General features: G+C 71.7%; 13 protein-coding genes. 7 read left to right on the top strand and 6 right to left on the bottom strand.

Features of this window, described 5'->3' with window-relative positions; translation table 11 throughout:
• Positions 1-168: 168 nt before the first annotated feature.
• On the top strand, positions 169-2961 hold the full coding sequence (locus JOD46_RS13280; RefSeq protein WP_204395007.1) for a S8 family serine peptidase: 2793 nt from the start codon (positions 169-171) through the stop codon (positions 2959-2961).
• Between the two features lie 9 nt (positions 2962-2970).
• On the opposite strand, the gene JOD46_RS18825 is transcribed toward JOD46_RS13280, so the two are convergent.
• The 3 genes from JOD46_RS18825 to JOD46_RS13265 form a co-directional block, all read right to left on the bottom strand.
• On the bottom strand, positions 2971-4707 hold the full coding sequence (locus JOD46_RS18825; RefSeq protein WP_204395006.1) for a serine/threonine-protein kinase: 1737 nt from the start codon (positions 4705-4707) through the stop codon (positions 2971-2973).
• Between the two features lie 154 nt (positions 4708-4861).
• Positions 4862-7975 (bottom strand): M14 family metallopeptidase, encoded by a 3114-nt coding sequence (locus tag JOD46_RS13270; protein WP_204395005.1) that lies wholly within the window; start codon positions 7973-7975, stop codon positions 4862-4864.
• Between the two features lie 167 nt (positions 7976-8142).
• Positions 8143-9420 (bottom strand): MFS transporter, encoded by a 1278-nt coding sequence (locus JOD46_RS13265; protein ID WP_204395004.1) that lies wholly within the window; start codon positions 9418-9420, stop codon positions 8143-8145.
• A 60-nt stretch (positions 9421-9480) separates the two neighbouring features.
• On the opposite strand from JOD46_RS13265, the gene prfB reads away from it, so the two are divergent.
• Positions 9481-10596 (top strand): peptide chain release factor 2, encoded by a 1116-nt coding sequence (gene prfB, locus JOD46_RS13260; protein WP_204395003.1) that lies wholly within the window; start codon positions 9481-9483, stop codon positions 10594-10596.
• Between the two features lie 41 nt (positions 10597-10637).
• On the opposite strand, the gene JOD46_RS13255 is transcribed toward prfB, so the two are convergent.
• Positions 10638-11411, bottom strand: a complete 774-nt coding sequence (locus JOD46_RS13255; protein ID WP_204395002.1) for a gamma-glutamyl-gamma-aminobutyrate hydrolase family protein — start codon at positions 11409-11411, stop codon at positions 10638-10640.
• A 150-nt stretch (positions 11412-11561) separates the two neighbouring features.
• On the opposite strand from JOD46_RS13255, the gene JOD46_RS13250 reads away from it, so the two are divergent.
• Entirely contained in the window at positions 11562-12092 is a 531-nt protein-coding gene (locus JOD46_RS13250) for a flavodoxin domain-containing protein (RefSeq protein ID WP_204395001.1), read from the top strand.
• A 9-nt stretch (positions 12093-12101) separates the two neighbouring features.
• On the opposite strand, the gene JOD46_RS13245 is transcribed toward JOD46_RS13250, so the two are convergent.
• Positions 12102-12530, bottom strand: a complete 429-nt coding sequence (locus tag JOD46_RS13245) for a cupin domain-containing protein (protein ID WP_204395000.1) — start codon at positions 12528-12530, stop codon at positions 12102-12104.
• 87 nt (positions 12531-12617) lie between these two features.
• Here JOD46_RS13245 and ftsE point away from each other — a divergent pair, with 87 nt between their 5' ends.
• The 4 genes from ftsE (at position 12618) to JOD46_RS13225 (ending at position 16379) form a co-directional block, all read left to right on the top strand.
• A complete protein-coding gene (gene ftsE, locus JOD46_RS19010; protein WP_204394999.1) occupies positions 12618-14108 on the top strand; it encodes a cell division ATP-binding protein FtsE in 1491 nt (496 codons plus the stop codon).
• A complete protein-coding gene (ftsX, locus tag JOD46_RS13235) occupies positions 14105-15016 on the top strand; it encodes a permease-like cell division protein FtsX (RefSeq protein WP_204394998.1) in 912 nt (303 codons plus the stop codon). The genes ftsE and ftsX overlap by 4 nt, the downstream gene beginning before the upstream one ends.
• 65 nt (positions 15017-15081) lie before the next feature.
• Positions 15082-15558, top strand: a complete 477-nt coding sequence (smpB, locus tag JOD46_RS13230; protein ID WP_204394997.1) for an SsrA-binding protein SmpB — start codon at positions 15082-15084, stop codon at positions 15556-15558.
• An 83-nt stretch (positions 15559-15641) separates the two neighbouring features.
• Positions 15642-16379 (top strand): tyrosine-protein phosphatase, encoded by a 738-nt coding sequence (locus JOD46_RS13225; protein ID WP_204394996.1) that lies wholly within the window; start codon positions 15642-15644, stop codon positions 16377-16379.
• Between the two features lie 18 nt (positions 16380-16397).
• On the opposite strand, the gene JOD46_RS13220 is transcribed toward JOD46_RS13225, so the two are convergent.
• Positions 16398-17057 (bottom strand): SIMPL domain-containing protein, encoded by a 660-nt coding sequence (locus tag JOD46_RS13220; RefSeq protein WP_204394995.1) that lies wholly within the window; start codon positions 17055-17057, stop codon positions 16398-16400.
• Between the last annotated feature and the right edge of the window lie 75 nt (positions 17058-17132).

Raw genomic sequence — 17132 nt, 5'->3', positions numbered from 1 at the left:
ACGGTCCGTCCGACCGTGACGTCCGCCGGTCGACCCGGCCGCCCTCCCGGTGTGGAGGTGCACGGCGACGTCGCCGCGCGGTCGAGGTGCCCTCGGGCGCCACCGCGGTCGGATGGGCGCGTTCTCGATATCGCTCGTGCCACGGTCCGATCCAGGGGGAGAGAGATCATGAACGAGTACCCGAACCAGGTGACGCACGGAACCGGCGTGACCCTCACCAAGGTGCCCGACATCGGCGTCGCGTCGCTCGCGGCCGACGTCACGGCGGGCGCCGAAGGCATCGACGCGCTGACCTCGGCCGGGCTGGTGCCGGTCAGCGACGAGGAGCTGACGACCGACAGCCTGGGCGGCCACACGCGGATCAACGACGGTGGGGGCCGTCGCTGGGTTCGCATCCCGGCCCCGGACGGCGCGCCGAGGGCGACGACCGACGTGGAGGCCCAGCTCGGCGACCAGGTCGACTGGCTCGCCCCGGCGTACCAGTTCCCCGATGTCGAGGGCATGGGAGGCACCGTCGTGCTGGTGCCCGACGTCCTGCTCGTGCGGCCGGCCGACGGCGCATCCGAGGACGCCGTTCGGGGCAGGCTCGCCGAGCTCGGGCTGGAACCCGACGACGAGCGCAGCCGCTACACCGACCCGTTCCGGTACTGCCGCGTCACCGCGCCGAAGGACCGCAATGCGATCGAGCTGCGCGAGGCGCTGCTCGACGACGGCCTCTTCACCGATGCCCGATTCGAGACCATGCCGATGCTGGTGCCCGTCTCGGGCGTGCCGAATGACCCGCTCTACCCGCAGCAGTGGGGCATGGCCCAGATCGACGGGCCGGGTGCGTGGGACCTCGGCCAGGGTGGCGCGGATGCCGTCGTCTGCATCCTCGACGAAGGGTGCGACCTGACGCACCCCGACCTGTCGTTCAGCGACCCGGGTATCAACCTCGGCACGATGCAGCCCGACGGGAGCCCGACCGGCAACCACGGCACGGCGTGCGCGGGAATCGCGGCGGCGACGACCGGCAACGGCGTGGGCGTCGCCGGCGTCGCGGGGCGCTCGCCGATCCTGCCGCTCGCCTTCCAGAACTGGACCGACGTCGAGTGCGCGGCGGGCATCCGGTACGCCGCCCAGCACGGCGCCGACGTCATCAGCATGAGCTTCGGCGTCTACGGGCCCGGTGAGGGGATGGGGCCGGTCGGCTGGGACTTCGCGATCATCGACCCGGCCATCGCCGAGGCGCACACAGCCGGACTCGTGCTGTGCGCCGCCACCGGCAACGAGAACATCGACACGTTCAACCGGTACCCGTCGCGCCATCCGCTCGTGATCGCCTGCGGGGCGTCCGACCAAGCCGACAACCGGAAGTCGGAGACGAGCCCCGACGGCGAGGACTGGTGGGGCTCCAACTACGCGCCGGGCGTCAGCGTCGTGGCGCCCGGGGTCCGCATCCCGACGACCGATCGGCAGGGCACGGCCGGGTACAACCCGCAGCCCGGCACGGCGGGTGACTACGTCGCGACCTTCAACGGCACGTCGTCGGCGACGCCGCACGTCGCCGGAATCGCCGCGCTCATCAAGGCGCACGAGCCCGGGCTGTCGAACGTCGAGATCCGCAGGCGCATCGAGACCACGGCCGACAAGGTCGGCACCGTGCCCTACGCGCAGCAGGCCGGGTTCCCGAACGGCACCCGCAACGACCAGATGGGATATGGGCGCGTCAACGCCCGACGGGCGCTGCAAGAGGGCGCCGTGCCGCGCGAGTACGGCATGCCGTACACCGCCGACCTGACGGGCGACGGCCGGGCCGACATCGTCGGGTTCGGCGACCAGGGGGTATGGGTGTCGTTCAGCAACGGCGACGGCACCTTCCAGGCGCCGAAGATGGTCGTCGCGAACTTCGCCTACAACGCGGGCGGATGGCGTGTGGAGAAGCATCCGCGCTTCCTCGCCGACCTGACCGGCGACGGCCGGGCCGACATCGTCGGGTTCGGCGACCAGGGGGTATGGGTGTCGCTCAACAACGGCAACGGCACCTTCCAGCCGCCCACCAAGGTCCTGGGGAACTTCGCGTACAGTGCCGGCGGATGGCGCGTGGAGAAGCATCCCCGCTTCCTCGCCGACCTCACGGGCGACGGTCGCGCCGACATCATCGGCTTCGGCGATCAGGGCGTCTGGGTCTCGTTGAACAACGGGAACGGGACGTTCCGGCCGCCGAAGATGGTGCTCGGCAACTTCGCGTACACGGCCGGCGGATGGCGCGTGGAGAAGCATCCACGGTTCGTCGTCGACCTGACCGGCGACGGTCGGGCCGACATCATCGGCTTCGGCGACCAGGGGGTGTGGGTCTCGCTGAACAACGGGAACGGGACGTTCCAGCCGCCGAAGATGGTGCTCGGCAACTTCGCGTACAGCGCGGGAGGATGGCGGGTCGAGAAGCACCCGCGGTTCCTCGCGAACGTCGCGGGCGGCAAGGCCCCCGACATCGTCGGGTTCGGCGACCAGGGCGTGTGGGTCTCCGTGAACAACGGCGACGGCACGTTCCAAGCGCCGAAGAAGGTCATCGACAACTTCGCCTACAGCGCCGGTGGATGGCGCGTGGAGAAGCATCCGCGCTTCGTCGCCGACGTGGCCGGCGGCACCTACGCCGACATCGTCGGGTTCGGCGACCAGGGCGTGTGGGTCTCGGTGAACAACGGCGACGGCACGTTCCAGGCTCCGACGAAGGTGCTGAGCAACTTCGGGTACACCGCGGGCGGATGGCGGGTCGAGAAGCATCCGCGGTTCGTCGCCGACGTGGCCGGGAACCAGCGCGCCGATATCCTCGGCTTCGGATACGCCGGCGTGTGGGCCTCGCTGAGCAACGGCGGCGGCACGTTCGACCCGCCGAAGAAGGTGCTCGACAACTTCGGCTACGACGCCGGCGGATGGCGCGTGGAGCGGCATCCCCGGTTCGTGGCCGGGCCGAGGTGATCGGAGGGATCAGAGTTCCTCGCTGCTGAGCACCGTGGTCTCGGCGATCTTCAACGTGCCGCTCTCGTCGACGAGGCGATACGCGGTGACCTCGCGGACGACCCGTCCGTCGGTGAAGGTGTAGACCAGCGTCGCCTGCACCCGGTCGGGCGCGCTCGCGGAGACGTCGGATGCCTCCACGTCGGACACGTCGCCCCAGAACGCCTGGTATGCGTCGCGGCCGCCGACGTGGTTCACCTGGTAGTCGGCGGTCATCAGCGGCCAGGCGGCGTCGAGGTCGCCGGGCATGAGCGAGTAGTAGGAGACGACCGCGTCGACCGCTCGCTCCTCGGCGGTCTGCGGCGCCGGGGCCGGGGCAGGAGTGGGAGTCGGCGCCGGGACGGGAGTGGGCTCCGGTGAGGCGCTCGGCTCCCGGCTCGGCGATTCCGACGGCGTCGGGGCGGGCTCGCTCGTCTCGGCGGCAGCGGACGACTCGTCGGGGTCGGGTTCGGCGCGGGGGCCGCCATCCGGTCGCAGCACGCCGGCGAGCAGGATGCCACCCAGCGCGAGGAGCGCGACGACGACGACGGCGGCGATGAGCGCACCGCGGCGCCGTCGTGGATGCTCCCGGTCGCCGGCGCTCGCCGGGCCCGGGCCCGAAACGGCGCGCTCCGGGGCGGTGGCCGGCTCGTCGATGGGCTGGGCCAACCACGGGAACAGGGGAGCGCCGGGTTCGGCCGCGACCCGGTCATCCTGCTCATCCTCGTCGTCGGTCCCGACCTCCGTCATGCGCTCGGTCTCGGCGGTGCCGCCGATCACCCGCGTCGCGGACGGGACGGTGGGCGCCGGGGCCGCGGCCGCGGCCACGTCGATCGCGGTCACGTCGGCCATCCCCGTGGCGGCCCCAACCGCGCCCAGCGGCAGCGTCGGCGGGCTGCCGTCGGCGAGCGCGGCGTCGAGTTCGGCCAATCGCTCCGCGACGCGGTCCATGCGCGGACGCTGCTTCGGATCGACGGCGAGCATCTCGGCGAGCAGGGGAGCGAGCGCCCCCGCGTGCGCCGGCGCCGGGTGCTCGCCGCGCGCCACGCGGTGCAGCAGGGCGATCGCGTTCCGGTCGTCGCCGAACGGCGGCGACCCCTCGAGCATCGCGTAGAGGGTCGAGCCGAGCGAGAACACGTCGGAGGGGAAGCCCGATGCGTCGCCGCGCGCCGCCTCGGGCGCCAGGTAGGCGGGCGTGCCGTGCACCATGCCGGTGCCCGTGATGGTCGTGTCGCCGAGCGCGTGCGCGATGCCGAAGTCGCTGATCATCGCCGACCCGTCCTCGCGAATGAGGATGTTGCCCGGCTTGACGTCGCGGTGCACGATGCGCAGGCGATGCGCGGCCGCGAGGGCCGCGGCGACCTGCGCCCCGATCCGCGCTGTCTCCGGCGGTGTCAGCGGCCCGTGCTCCTGCAGCAGCACCGACAGCGGCGTGCTGTCGATCAGCTGCATCACGAGGCACGGGCGCCCCTCGTGCTCGACCACGTCGAAGACCGGCACGGCATTCGGATGGTGCAGGCCCGCGTTGATCCGCGCCTCGCGCATGGCCCGGGCCGTCGCGACCTCGCGCTCCTCGTCGGTGAGCTCGGGCTGCGGCCGCAGCATCTTCAGTGCCACGGGTCGCTGGAGGCGCTCGTCGTGCGCATGCCACACGACGCCCATGCCGCCGGTGCCGATCAGCTTGACCAGCCGATAGCGGTCGGCGACGAGCGTGTTCGGGGTACTCATCGAGGGCGATCCTTCACGTCACCCACGACGCTAGCGTCGCGCACCTCGATCCCTCGCGGGCTTGCGTCGGCACCGCGGGTGTGGAAGGCGGCACCGCAGACGAGCGCCCGGCGCTCCGACGAAGGGAGCACCGGGCGCACGCCCGATCGCAGGATCAGTCGAGCAGGTGGTCGAGCACGCGTCCCATCCAGGCGTTTCGAGCCGCGGAGCCCGAGATGCCCTCGAACCCGAAGCCGCTCAGCAGCGAGTGCGGCGTCGCCACCACCGCCGCCTCCGGGAACCCGGCCGCCGTCGTGATGATGAAGTCGTTCGGGTTCGGTGCGCTCCCCGGCGGCGGGCCGGCGACGACCCATCCGCCCGTGTCGCCCGACTCGAACGAGGTCGAGCCCTCGCCGGTCGACACCTCGATGTCGTCGACGAACACGCCGAGGCCCTGCGTGGCCCAGTCGCTGATGTACGCGATGGACAGCTCGACCTGGCCGCCGGCGTAGGCCGAGAGATCCACGGTCCACTGCTGCCAGCCGCCCGAGTTGCCCGTCGCGGCGTTCCACTCGCCGTCACCGCTGCCGGTGGGGTCGCACGTGGAGTCGTCGACGAACGTCTGGTAGAAGTCGAGTTGCGGGTGCAGCTCGTTCCATCCGGCCGGGCAGCTGTCGCCCGTGTTCTGGGTGGTGTGCGAGTTCGCGTCGGGCAGGGTCGTCCAGTCGTCCTCGCCCGGGGTATGGGCCTCGACGGCGAGGAAGTCCCAGTTCGCCTCGGTGTCGTACGAGGTCCAGAACGACATCGTCGCCCCGCCCGCCGGCACGTCGATCGTGCGCATGAGTCGCTTGTACGACACGTCGCCGATCTGCGAGTACGCGTAGTCGTCACCGGTGTGCGGCGCGTACGGGCCGCCCGCGCGGTCCCAGCGCCCGGCGACCCAGCTCTCGAACTGCGGGTAGTCGTCGGGGTTCAGGATGCCGCTCGTCGTGATGAACGAGTTCGAGTGCGTCTGGTTCTGGGCGCTGTCGGCACCGTTGAAGCCCCACGCGAGGCCGTCCAGCGGCTCGCCCACGCCGAGCGCGTCGAGGATGTCCCCCTCGTCGGTGGTGCCGGCGTCGTCCACGGCGAGATACGCGCCGAGCCAGTACTGCAGCATGTCGTTCGTGCCGTCACCGGAACCGCCGAGCGCACGACACCGCACGAGGACGTCCTCGCTGGCGCGGCACTCCTCGTTCGCCTCGGTCGGGTCGTAGAACTGGGTCCCGACGTTCGGGGTGTACTGGCTGCCGGCGTACTTGCCCGTGTAGAGCACCTTGCCGCCCTCGTTGAGGAAGTCGCGCACCTCGAGGATCTCGTCCATCGCCAGGCGCGAGGCGTTGCCGCCGCCCCATCCGGGCTCCCGCGTCACGATGTCGTCGCCGGTGTACCAGATGACGCCCTCGTAGTGCGAGAGCACGCCGAGCGCGTCGGGCGCCACGCGACCGCGGGCGTCGACGTCGTACACGTCGTAGCTCACGCCGTTCGCGGCGAGCGCGTCCTGGTAGTAGGCGAGGTAGTTGGGTCCGCCGGCCTGCACTGGCGAGGCGCCCGTGTAGTCCTCGGCCGACATGATCAGCACGCTGTGCTCGGTCTCCGCGACCGCCTCGTACGTGAACGAGTCGCTCGTCTCGCCGCCGCCCTCGAACCAGACCTCGACGCTGTCGCCCGGACTCGTGCCCGTGACGAACCCGCTCATGACGCGGTAGTACACGGACGTCTTCCCGCCATAGCGGTCACCGCCCGTCCACTCCTCGGTCGACGCGCTCATCGGCTCGCCGCCGTTGATCGAGTACTTCAGCGTGACGTCGCCGAGGCTGCGGAGCGCCGTCACGCGCACCTCCTGCGGGTCGCCGTAGGAGTAGTCGAACGTGAAGTTCGCCAGCGGCAGCCCGTACTTGTAGGTGTCGTCGCTCTTCAGGTAGAACGGCTTCGTCTCGAGCCCGAGGTGCGACACGGGGTCGGCCGGGTTCGCCGCCGACTTCGCGACGTCGAGCGCGAAGGGCAGCGCGCGCTCGAACTCGGCCTGCACCTGCGCCTCGTCGTCGGGGAAGACGAACCCGCCGCCGTCCGACCCCTCGCCGAGCTCGGGCGTCCATGCCAGCGTGCCGTTCTGCACGTGCGCGTAGTCGGTCGTCTCACCGTTGGTCACGTACAGCACGTCGGACGAGAGGCCCGGCTCGAAGTCGGGGATCGCGGGGTTGTCGCGGTTGCCCGACAGGGCGTAGTAGATCGGGTCGTCGGCGGTCGGCGTGCCCGTCTGCCATCCCTCGGCGTAGAGCAGCCACTGCCCGAAGGAGTGGTAGTTGACCTGGAACTCGGCTGCCGACCGGTCGAGCAGCGAGATCATCGCCTGCGTCTCGGGCTCCGAGGCGGCCGCCGGGCCGCGGTAGGTGTCGCTCGAGATCTGCGCCGACGAGCCCTCCTCGTCGTACCCGAAGTGCTCCGGGTAGTTGCGGTTCGGGTCCACGCCGTCGGCCCGGGTGATCTGCCCGTCGCCGTCGTTGTCGCGCAGGTTCTTCCGCCACAGCCGCTCGTGGTCGAACGTGTACTGGTAGCCGTCGGGGTTCGCGACGAGCAGGAACCACAGCTCGTTGTTCTTCAGCAGCCGCTTGACCTCCTGGTCGCCCGCCTTCCAGCCGTCGATGTAGTAGTGCATGAGGCGGCGGTTGACCTCGGTCGAGATCCACTCGCGCGCATGCTGGGTCGAGCTGTAGACGACCGCCGGCCGGCTGCCATCCCGTGTCGGCTTCGCAGCCTGCGTCAGCTTGACCGCGATGATCTCCCGGCCCTGGGCGGTGTGGCCGAGCACCTCGAGCTTCACGATCGACGGGTTCTTCTTCGCCACCTCGTAGAGCTCGTCGCGGATGCCGCCCTGCTCGTCCCATGAGCGCCAGACGGTGTAGCCCGACTCGGCCTGCTCGGCCGCGAGCTGCCGCGCCGACTTGCCGTCCTTGTTCTTCTTGACCTTCACGTCGACGCCGTGGTCGGCGAGGCCCTTCGCCTCGGCCTCGGTGAGCACGAGGTCGACGCTCACGCCGTCCTCGGTCGCGCGGGTCGCGACGGCCTCGAATCCGGCCGCGGAGATCTCGGCCGCCTGCTCGGCGCTCACGTCGGCCGTGTACATGTCGAGCGCGCCGGTGTCGTCGTCGACGGCGTTGGCGGCGATCGGACTCAGCGCCGAGAACGCGAGTGCGAGCGCGGCGACGCCGACGGCGAGACGACGGGGGATGGAACGAGTATCGACCATGACGACTCCTCCGGCCCGGCTCCGGTGCAGAGGGATGGTGGCGACATCGTCGTGCGCATACCGATGCCCGCCACGCTTCTGGCGCCTGCGGACCCTAGCGCACACTCTGCTGGGGCTCACCGCGCGCTGTCAAGGTTCCATGCGTGCGGATCGGTGCGCCGGGGCGTTCAGGTGTCGGACGCGGGCGTCCAGCCCTCGTCGCGCTCGCCCTCGTCGGGTTCCGGATGCCGCGGCCGCCGCGGCACGTATCGGGGGATCCACCGCCAGAGCATCGCCGCACCCGCGAGCCCGACCACACCCATCGCCGCGCTCGCCGCCATGATCGACAGCGCCGACGTGACGGCGGCGATCGCGAGCGGCGCGGCGGCCTGCCCGGCGTCGGCGAGCGTGCGGTACGCACCGAGGAAGGGGGCGGGATGCTCCTTCGGCGCAAGGTCGGCGCCGACCGTGAGCACGACGCCGCTCGAGAGGCCGTTCGCGACGCCCAGCAGGATGGCCACGCCGGTGAACCAGGCCACCGCGGTGGGCAGGTCGTGCGTGAACGCGAGCACGAGGTGCCCGATGGAGAGCCCGACCAGTCCGGGGATGGCGCTCCAGAGCCGGCCGTGCCGGTCCATGACGTGGCCGCTGACGTAGAAGAGCGCGAAGTCGATCGTCGCGGCGATGCCGATGACGAGCGCCGCGGCATCCGGGCGCATGCCGATCGAGACCGCCCACAGCGGCAGGATCACCGTGCGGCTCGCGCGCAGCGCCGTGAGGATGCCGACGCCGGTGCCGATGCGCGCGAGCACCTCGCGATAGGTGACGATCGCGTGCCGCACGCCGTGCGCCGGGTTCGGCTGCGGCCGGTCGGCGCCGCCGAACGCCGTCTCGGGATCGGGCAGCACGAGCAGCACCACGACGACCGCGGCGCACGAGATGACGAGCACCCAGAACACCGCCGCCGCCGACCCCGTCCAGGCGATGATCGCGGCGGCCGTGAACGGACCCACCGCCCAGCCGGCGCGGAACACGCCCGCGAGCGTCGAGAGCGCCCGCGCCCGCACGCGCGCCGGCACGTGGCTCGTCAGGAACGCGTGCCGCGCGAGCCCGAACACCGCGGTCGCGAGGCCGAGCAGGAACACGCCGACCCCGAGCGCCCGCTCCGTCGGCACCAGCAGCGCGAGCAGCGTGCCGGCCGACGCCACGGCCGACGCGCCGATCATCGCCGTCCGCTCGCCGATCCTCGCCACGAGCCATCCGGCGGGCAGGTCGCCGAGCAGCTGGCCCACCATGAGCATCGCCGCGATGAGGCCGGCCAGCGCCAGCGACGCGCCCCGCTCGGTGGCGACGACCGGGATCACGGGGATCATCGCGCCCTCGCCGACCGAGAACAGCAGCGTCGGCAGGTAGGCGGGAAGGATCACCGAACGCCACGAGAACGGGCGCGCGGCATCAGCGGTCATCCCCTCGATCGTATGCCCGCGCAGGGTGCGCCCAGCCCCGCCCACTAGGCTTGGGGGGCCATGTTGGATCTTGACCTCTCGCAGGAGATCGCCTCCCTGCGCACCACCTTCCGCGACATCCGCGCCGTCGTCGACGTCCACGCCCTCGAGGCCGACATCGCCAAGCTCAGCGAGCAGGCCGGTGCGCCCGACCTGTGGGACGACCCCGAGCAGGCCCAGAAGGTGACGAGCGCGCTCAGCCACCGCCAGTCCGAGCTCAACCGCATCACGGGCATCGAGCAGCGCCTCGACGACCTCGAGGTGCTCGTCGAGCTGGCTCAGGAGGCCGACGACGAGGAGTCCGCCGCCGAGGCGCGCGCCGAGCTCGCCTCGCTCGAGAAGACCATCGGCGACCTCGAGGTGCAGACCCTGCTCGACGGCGAATGGGATGCGCGGCCCGCCGTCATCACCATCCGTTCGGGCGCCGGCGGCGTCGACGCCGCCGACTTCGCCGAGATGCTCATGCGCATGTACCTGCGCTGGGCCGAGAAGCACGGCTACACCGCCACCGTCATGGACACCAGCTACGCCGAGGAGGCCGGCATCAAGTCGGCCACCTTCGAGATCGACGCGCCCTACGCGTTCGGCACCCTCTCGGTCGAGGCGGGCACCCACCGTCTCGTGCGCATGAGCCCCTTCGGCGCGGCCGGCAAGCGCCAGACGTCGTTCGCCGCGGTCGAGGTCATCCCGCTCATGGAGGAGGCGCAGGAGGTCGACATCCCCGACAACGACATCCGCGTCGACGTCTTCCGCTCGTCCGGCCCCGGCGGACAGTCGGTCAACACCACCGACTCGGCCGTGCGCATCACGCACCTCCCCACCGGCATCGTCGTCTCGATGCAGAACGAGAAGTCGCAGATCCAGAACCGCGCCGCCGCGATGAGGGTGCTCCAGTCGCGACTGCTCCTCCTCCAGAAGGAGCAGGAGGCCGCCCAGAAGAAGGAGCTCGCGGGCAACATCACCGCGAGCTGGGGCGACCAGATGCGGTCGTACGTGCTCGCGCCGTACCAGATGGTGAAGGACCTGCGGAACGACTACGAGGAGGGCAACCCGTCGAAGGTGTTCGACGGCGAGCTCGACGGGTTCATCGCCGCGGGCATCAAGTGGCGCAAGCAGAAGCAGCAGGCGGGCGAGTAGCGCCCGGGTGACGGATGGCGCGCGCCCGCGTCATCCGCCGACTACGACGCCCGTGCGACCGCCGGTGCCGCCGCGCCCCGCACCTGCGACCGCGCGTGCGCGCGCGCCGCGTCGACGAACGCCCGGATGAGCACGATCCCCTCGGGATCGAGCCGCTCCTCGGGGTGCCACTGCACGCCGAGGCAGAACGAACCGTCGGTGGTCTCGATGGCCTCGATCACGCCGTCGGGCGCGCTCGCCGAGGCGACGAGCCCCTCGCCGAGCCGTTCGACCGCCTGGTGGTGGTGCGAGGAGATGTCGAACTCGGCGTCGTGCGTGATGCGCCGCAGCAGCGTGCCGTCGTGGATGGCGACGGGGTGCTCGGTCTTCTCGCCGACCGTCGCCCGGTGCGGGGTCAGGTCGAGCCGGTCGCCGAGGTGCTGCTCGAGGGTTCCGCCGAGCGCGACGTTGAGCACCTGCATGCCGCGGCACGCGCCGAAGATCGGCATGCCGCGCTCGCGCGCTCCGCGGACGAGCGCGATCTCGAGCTCGTCGCGCACGCGCAGGGGCGGATCGTTCGAGGGGTGCGCCTCGTTGGCGTAGAGCTCGGCGTCGATGTCGCGCCCGCCCGGCAGGAAGAGCCCGTCGACGATCTCGAGCAGCCGATCCGGGTCGGACAGGTGCACGTCGATGCTCGGGAACACGATCGGCGCGGCGCCCGCCTCCTGGAGGGCGGAGATGTAGGCGTGCGGGAGTCCGTCGGTGGGGATGTCGACCCACGCCCCGGCGCTCGCGGACTTGCGATCGGCGACGACGCCGACGAGGGGAACGGTCATCGCACCTCCCAGGCTCCGGTCGGTCTCGCCCTCCAACCTACGCCGGTCGCGCGGAGATCGGCAGGGGACCTTCGGCACTCAACGCGGCACGGCCGCGCGCGTAGCCTCGCCCGCGGGATCGACAGCGGATCACCGACGGAGGTGGACGTCATGCGCGTGCTGGTCGCGTACTCGAGCAAGTACGGGTCGACGAGGGGGATCGCCGACCGCATCGGCGAGCGGCTCCGTCTCGCGGGCCACGAGGTCGACGTCGAGCGCTGCGATGACGTCGAGTACCCCGAGGGGTTCGACGCGTTCGTCGTGGGCGCCGCCACCTACATGTTCAACTGGCGCAAGGAGGCGCGTCGATTCGTGCGCCACAACCACGAGCTGCTCGCGAGCCGACCCACGTGGCTCTTCGCCAGTGGACCGCTCGGCACGTCGCGCATCGACAAGGAGGGCAACGACGTGCTCGCGGGCGCGCAGCCGCGGCAGTTCGCCGACTACGAGGAGGAGCTGCACCCGCGCGGCACGATGGTCTTCTTCGGGGCGCTCGACATCGACGGGCTCCGCGGATCCGATCGCATCCTCAGCTGGATGCCCGAGAACGACGCGCTGCCCGAGGGCGACTTCCGCGACTGGGATGCCATCGACGCGTGGGCCGACGCGGTGGCCGCCGAGCTCGCGACCCAGCCGGCCTGACGCGCCGGGTCACCAGGGCGACGGGCGATCCTCGTCGCGTCGGCCGTCGTCGGGCAGGCGCGGCAGTTCCTCGCCGCCCGCGCGGATGCAGAGCCACCTGAGCTGGCCCGGGCTGTCGGGCACCGCCCGCCAGGTGCGCCAGACGCCCTGGCCCACGCGCACGACGGTGCCGGGACCGACGTCGACGACGTCGTCGTCGAGGCCCATCTGGCCGCGACCGGCGAGGAACACGTACAGTTCCTCCACGCGCGAGTGCGTGTGCCAGTACCCGGCCTCCTCGCCGGGTTCGTAGGCGTTCGCGGTCATGCCGATGAACTGCATCGTGAGTTCGTGGTCGACGACCCGCCGTCCGTCGCGCGAGCTCTCCGGGCGGAACCCGCCGTAGTGCTCGCGCCACTCGTCGAGGCCGCCCATCTCCAACACCTGGTAGTCGCTCACGTCGGCCACTGTACCGGCGCGAGGCGGGTCTGCCTTTTCCGGTGTCGCTGCCCCGATTCGGGTCGATCGTGCCTAGGCTCGAACGCGATGATCCGCTTCGACTCCGTCACCATGACCTACCCCGGGCAGGGGCGGCCGGCCCTCGACGACGTCACGGTCGAGATCCTGCGCGGCGAGTTCGTGTTCCTCGTGGGCGCGTCGGGCTCGGGCAAGTCGAGCTTCCTCCGGCTGATCCTGAAGGAGGAGCGGCCCTCGGCGGGTCAGATCCACGTGCTCGGCCAGGACCTCCGGCGCATCTCGACGCGCAAGGTCCCGTACTTCCGGCGCAACCTCGGGGTCGTCTTCCAGGACTTCCGGCTGCTGCCGAACAAAAACGTCTTCGACAACGTCGCGTTCGCGCTGCGGGTCATCGGCAAGTCGCGCGGCTTCATCCAGACCGCGGTGCCCGAGACGCTCCGGCTCGTCGGCCTCGACGGCAAGGGCAAGCGGATGCCGCACGAGCTCTCGGGCGGCGAGCAGCAGCGCGTGGCGATCGCCCGCGCCATCGTCAACAAGCCGCAGATCCTGCTCGCCGACGAACCCACGGGCAACCTCGACCCCGTGACGAGCGCGGGCATCATGACCCTGCTCGAGCGCATCAACGCGAGCGGCACCACCGTCGTCATGGCCACGCACGAGGCCGGCATCGTCGACCAGATGCAGCGCCGCGTCATCGAGCTCTCCTCGGGTGAACTCGTGCGCGACGAGCGCAGCGCCGGCTACGCGATCACCTCCGAGGCGGTCGCGCGCGAGGTCGAGACGACGGATGCCGCGGCGGCACCGGCCGCGGCGGCGCCCGCCGCGCGCGCGAAGGCTCCGGCGCGCGCCGGCGGCGGACGCAAGCCCGCCGCGCGCACGAGCGCCGCGCGCACGAAAGCCGCCGCTCCTCCCGTCGCCGGCGAGGCCGGCGAGCCCGCCGCCGCCAATGCCGTCGCGACCACCGCGCCGGTCGAGCCGGTCGCCGCACCCGAGCCGACGTCCGCCGAGACGACCGCCGCCGCCGCGGCGGCCGCCGTGGCCGCCGCGCGGAGCACGACGGGTCGCGGCACCGGCAAGAGCAGCCGGAAGAAGAAGGCCGCACCGACCGACGCCGTCCTCCACGACGCCGGCGAGTTCGACACGACCGCGCGTGAGGTGCCCGCGACGGGCGAGGACGCCGACGCCGTCGTGGCCGCGCTCCGCGACGAGGAGTCCGCGCCCGGCACGATCACCTCTGCGGCGCCCAAGGTCACCCGCGAGGTCATGCGCGATGCGCCGCCGCTCTACATCGAGCCCGAGGCGACCGACGAGGTGACCGACGAGGCCGCAGCGATCACCGCCGCCGCGACCGCTCCGATCGAGCGGCTCCCCGACGACGCCGACGAGGAGGCGCTCGCCGCGGCATCCGACGCCGACGCCGGCGGCCCACCCGGCCGGCCGGCCCCGGCCGCCACGCCGAGGAAGTCGGCGAACCTGACCCTGGCCGAGCGCCTCGGACTGCGCAGTCCCGCCGGCCCGCGCCCCGGCGACGACGACCAGGAAGTGGGGCCGGTCAAGTGAGGTTCGGTCTCGTGTTCGCCGAAGCGGCCAACGGCCTGCGGCGCAACGCCACCATGGTCATCTCGGTCGTGCTGGTCACGTTCGTCTCGCTCACGTTCGTGGGCACGGCCGCGCTGCTGCAACTGCAGATCGCGCAGATGCGCGGCTACTGGTACGACCGCGCCCAAGTCGCCGTCTACCTCTGCACCTCGGTCTCGACGGCCGCCGGCTGCGTCGACGGCGAGGCGACGCCCGAGCAGAAGGACGCCGTCGAGGCGCAGCTGAACAGCGACACCCTCGACCCGTTCATCGACGAGTACTACTTCGAGGATCGCGACCAGGCGTATGCGAACTTCCAGGAGCAGTTCGCCGGCACGCCCGCAGCCGACTACGTCACGCCCGACGTGCTCAACGAGACGTTCTGGGTGAACCTCACCGACCCGTCGCAGTCCGACGTGATCGCCGAGAGCCTGGCCGGCATGGCGGGCGTCGAGCAGGTCGTCGATCAGCGGCGCTACCTCGACCAGATCTTCAACGTGCTGAACGCCGCGAGCTACACCGCCGTCGCGATCGCCGCGATCATGCTCGTCGCCGCCGCGCTGCTCATCGCGACGACCATCCGCCTGTCGGCGTTCTCGCGCAGCAAGGAGCTCGGCATCATGCGCTTGGTCGGCGCGTCGAACCGGTTCATCCAGACGCCGTTCGTCCTCGAGGGCGTGTTCGCGGGGCTCATCGGCTCGCTGCTCGCCGGCGGGGCGGTCGTCGCGATCGTGTACTTCTTCGTCCAGGGCTACCTCGCCGACGCGCTCTCGTTCACGTTCGTCGACGTGGGCGACGCGCTGCTCGTCGTGCCGCTGCTCGTGGGCGTGGGCGTGCTGCTCGCCGCGGTGTCGGCGGCGATCGCGATCCGCAGGTACCTGCGCGTCTGACGCTAGACTGGAGGGCTTGCCGGCGCTCGCCGGCGACATCCGTCGATCGAACCGAGGAGTGGACCGTGCCCAGGGAACGCGGTGAGAAGGTCGTGGCGACCAACCGCAAGGCGCGCCACGACTACCTGATCGAGGACACCTACGAGGCCGGCATCGTGCTCTCCGGCACCGAGGTGAAGTCGCTGCGCCAGGGGCGGGCGTCGCTCGTCGACGGGTACGCCTTCATCGACGGCGGCGAGATCTGGCTCGACGCGGTGCACATCCCCGAGTACACCGAGGGAACGTGGAACAACCACGCCCCGCGGCGCAAGCGCAAGCTCCTGATGCACAAGCAGGAGATCGTGAAGATCAGCCACAAGACCAAGGAGGGCGGCTACACGCTCATCCCGCTGTCGCTGTATTTCAAGGACGGCCGCGCGAAGGTCGAGCTCGCGGTCGCCAAGGGCAAGCGCGAGTACGACAAGCGCCAGGCGCTGCGCGAGCGGCAGGACAAGCGCGAGGCCGATCGCGCGATGGCGTCGCGCCGGCACCTCGGCGAGTAGGTCGCACCGAGTGCCGCCGGGTCCGGCCGGGTCCGGGCGGATCCTGAGGTTCGGGCCCAGTCGCCGGGGGTAGGCTCCGCTGCGTGGAGATCTCGACGCGCATCCCCGTGCCGGGCACCTACAACTTCCGCGACGTCGGCGGACTGCCGGCGCGCGAAGGCGTGGTGCGCCGCGGCGTGCTGTTCCGCTCCGACGGGCTCCACCGGCTCGGTGACGAGGGCCGCGAGGCGCTGCGCCGGCTCGACGTGGGCGTGGTGATCGACCTGCGCGACGAGAACGAGGCGCAGCTCATGCCCGACGACCTCGAGGGGCTGGATGTCGCGGTGCGCCGCCTGCCCGTGTTCGAGGGCGCCGGCGCGTCCCAGGGTCGGCGCGGCATCTCGCTCGAGGCCCTCTACCACCGGATCGTGACGACCCATTCGCCGGTCCTCGTCGACGCGCTGCGCGAACTGCCGAACGCGGGGGAGCGCGCGGTCGTCGTGCACTGCACCGCGGGCAAGGACCGCACGGGCATCGTCATCGCGATGGCGCTGCTCGCGGCGGGCGTCGAACGCGAGGCCGTCATCGCCGACTACGTCGTCACGGAGTCGCACCTGGCGGGCGAATGGCTCGAGGAGATGGTCGCGCTCATCGGGCGGTACGGCGTGCCCGACACCCCCGAGCTGCGCACGCTCATGGGCGGGAGCCCGCGCGAGGCGCTCGAGTCGGCGCTCGACGAGGTGGAGCGACGTCACGGGTCGGCGCGGGAGTACCTGCTCGCGTCGGGTCTCGAGCGTCGTGAGCTCGAGGCGCTCGAGGCGTGGCTCATCGAGCGCGGCTGAGCGCCATCCGCCCCGCCATCACTCCGCGCTGAAGCGGGCGTCGACCGAGGCCTCGATCACGAGCTTCGCGGGCGCGAACTCGGGCGCGGGGCCGGCGCCGGCGTCGGCCGCCATCGCGCGGGCCATCGTGGCCTTGTGCATGACCGGAACGGGCTGCTCCGAGAGCATCCCGTGGTCGGCGAGCTCGACCGGGGCGGGAGTGCCCAACCCGAGGGCCTCGGCGTAGACGCCGGCCTTGCGCACGGCGTCGGCGACGGCCGTGCGCTGCGCCGTCTCCTGCACGCGGTCGCGCGTGGCATCCGTCAGTCGCCAGTCCACGCCGCCGACGGCGACGTTCGCCGTGCCCGACACGGAGCCGACCCACGCGCCGAGCGCCGCGAGGTCGCGGAAGACCACCTCGACCTCGGCGTTCGCCTGGTGCACGAGCGGCAGCTGCCGGCCCTCGGCGTTCCACGGGCGGTGCGACCACACCCGCAGCTGCCCCGCCGACCACGACTCGAGCGCGCCGGACGCCTCGAGCTCGCGCACCTCTTCGAGAAGGCGTTCGTGCGAGTCGCCGACCGAGCGCAGGGTCGCCTCGCGATCCCCGCCCGAGGTGCCGACCGTGAGCGAGACCGCGCCGAGCTCGGGCTCGATCCGCTCCTGGGCGCGACCGGTGACGGCGATGATCGTGGGCATGCGGTTCCTTCCGTCGGCCCGCTCGGGAATGGCGGAGCGGCCACGCCTGTTCTAGACTGTAAGGCCGGGCACCAG

This window comes from Agromyces aurantiacus (assembly GCF_016907355.1).
Taxonomy (GTDB): Bacteria; Actinomycetota; Actinomycetes; order Actinomycetales; family Microbacteriaceae; genus Agromyces; species Agromyces aurantiacus.
This window is presented reverse-complemented; position numbering and strand designations above follow the sequence as displayed.

Coding starts and splice junctions, on each gene's coding strand:
- JOD46_RS13280 (WP_204395007.1), top strand. CDS start 169: ATGAACGAGTACCCGAACCAGGTGACGCACGGAACCGGCGTGACCCTC.
- JOD46_RS18825 (WP_204395006.1), bottom strand. CDS start 4,707: ATGAGTACCCCGAACACGCTCGTCGCCGACCGCTATCGGCTGGTCAAG.
- JOD46_RS13270 (WP_204395005.1), bottom strand. CDS start 7,975: ATGGTCGATACTCGTTCCATCCCCCGTCGTCTCGCCGTCGGCGTCGCC.
- JOD46_RS13265 (WP_204395004.1), bottom strand. CDS start 9,420: ATGACCGCTGATGCCGCGCGCCCGTTCTCGTGGCGTTCGGTGATCCTT.
- prfB (WP_204395003.1), top strand. CDS start 9,481: ATGTTGGATCTTGACCTCTCGCAGGAGATCGCCTCCCTGCGCACCACC.
- JOD46_RS13255 (WP_204395002.1), bottom strand. CDS start 11,411: ATGACCGTTCCCCTCGTCGGCGTCGTCGCCGATCGCAAGTCCGCGAGC.
- JOD46_RS13250 (WP_204395001.1), top strand. CDS start 11,562: ATGCGCGTGCTGGTCGCGTACTCGAGCAAGTACGGGTCGACGAGGGGG.
- ftsE (WP_204394999.1), top strand. CDS start 12,618: ATGATCCGCTTCGACTCCGTCACCATGACCTACCCCGGGCAGGGGCGG.
- JOD46_RS13220 (WP_204394995.1), bottom strand. CDS start 17,057: ATGCCCACGATCATCGCCGTCACCGGTCGCGCCCAGGAGCGGATCGAG.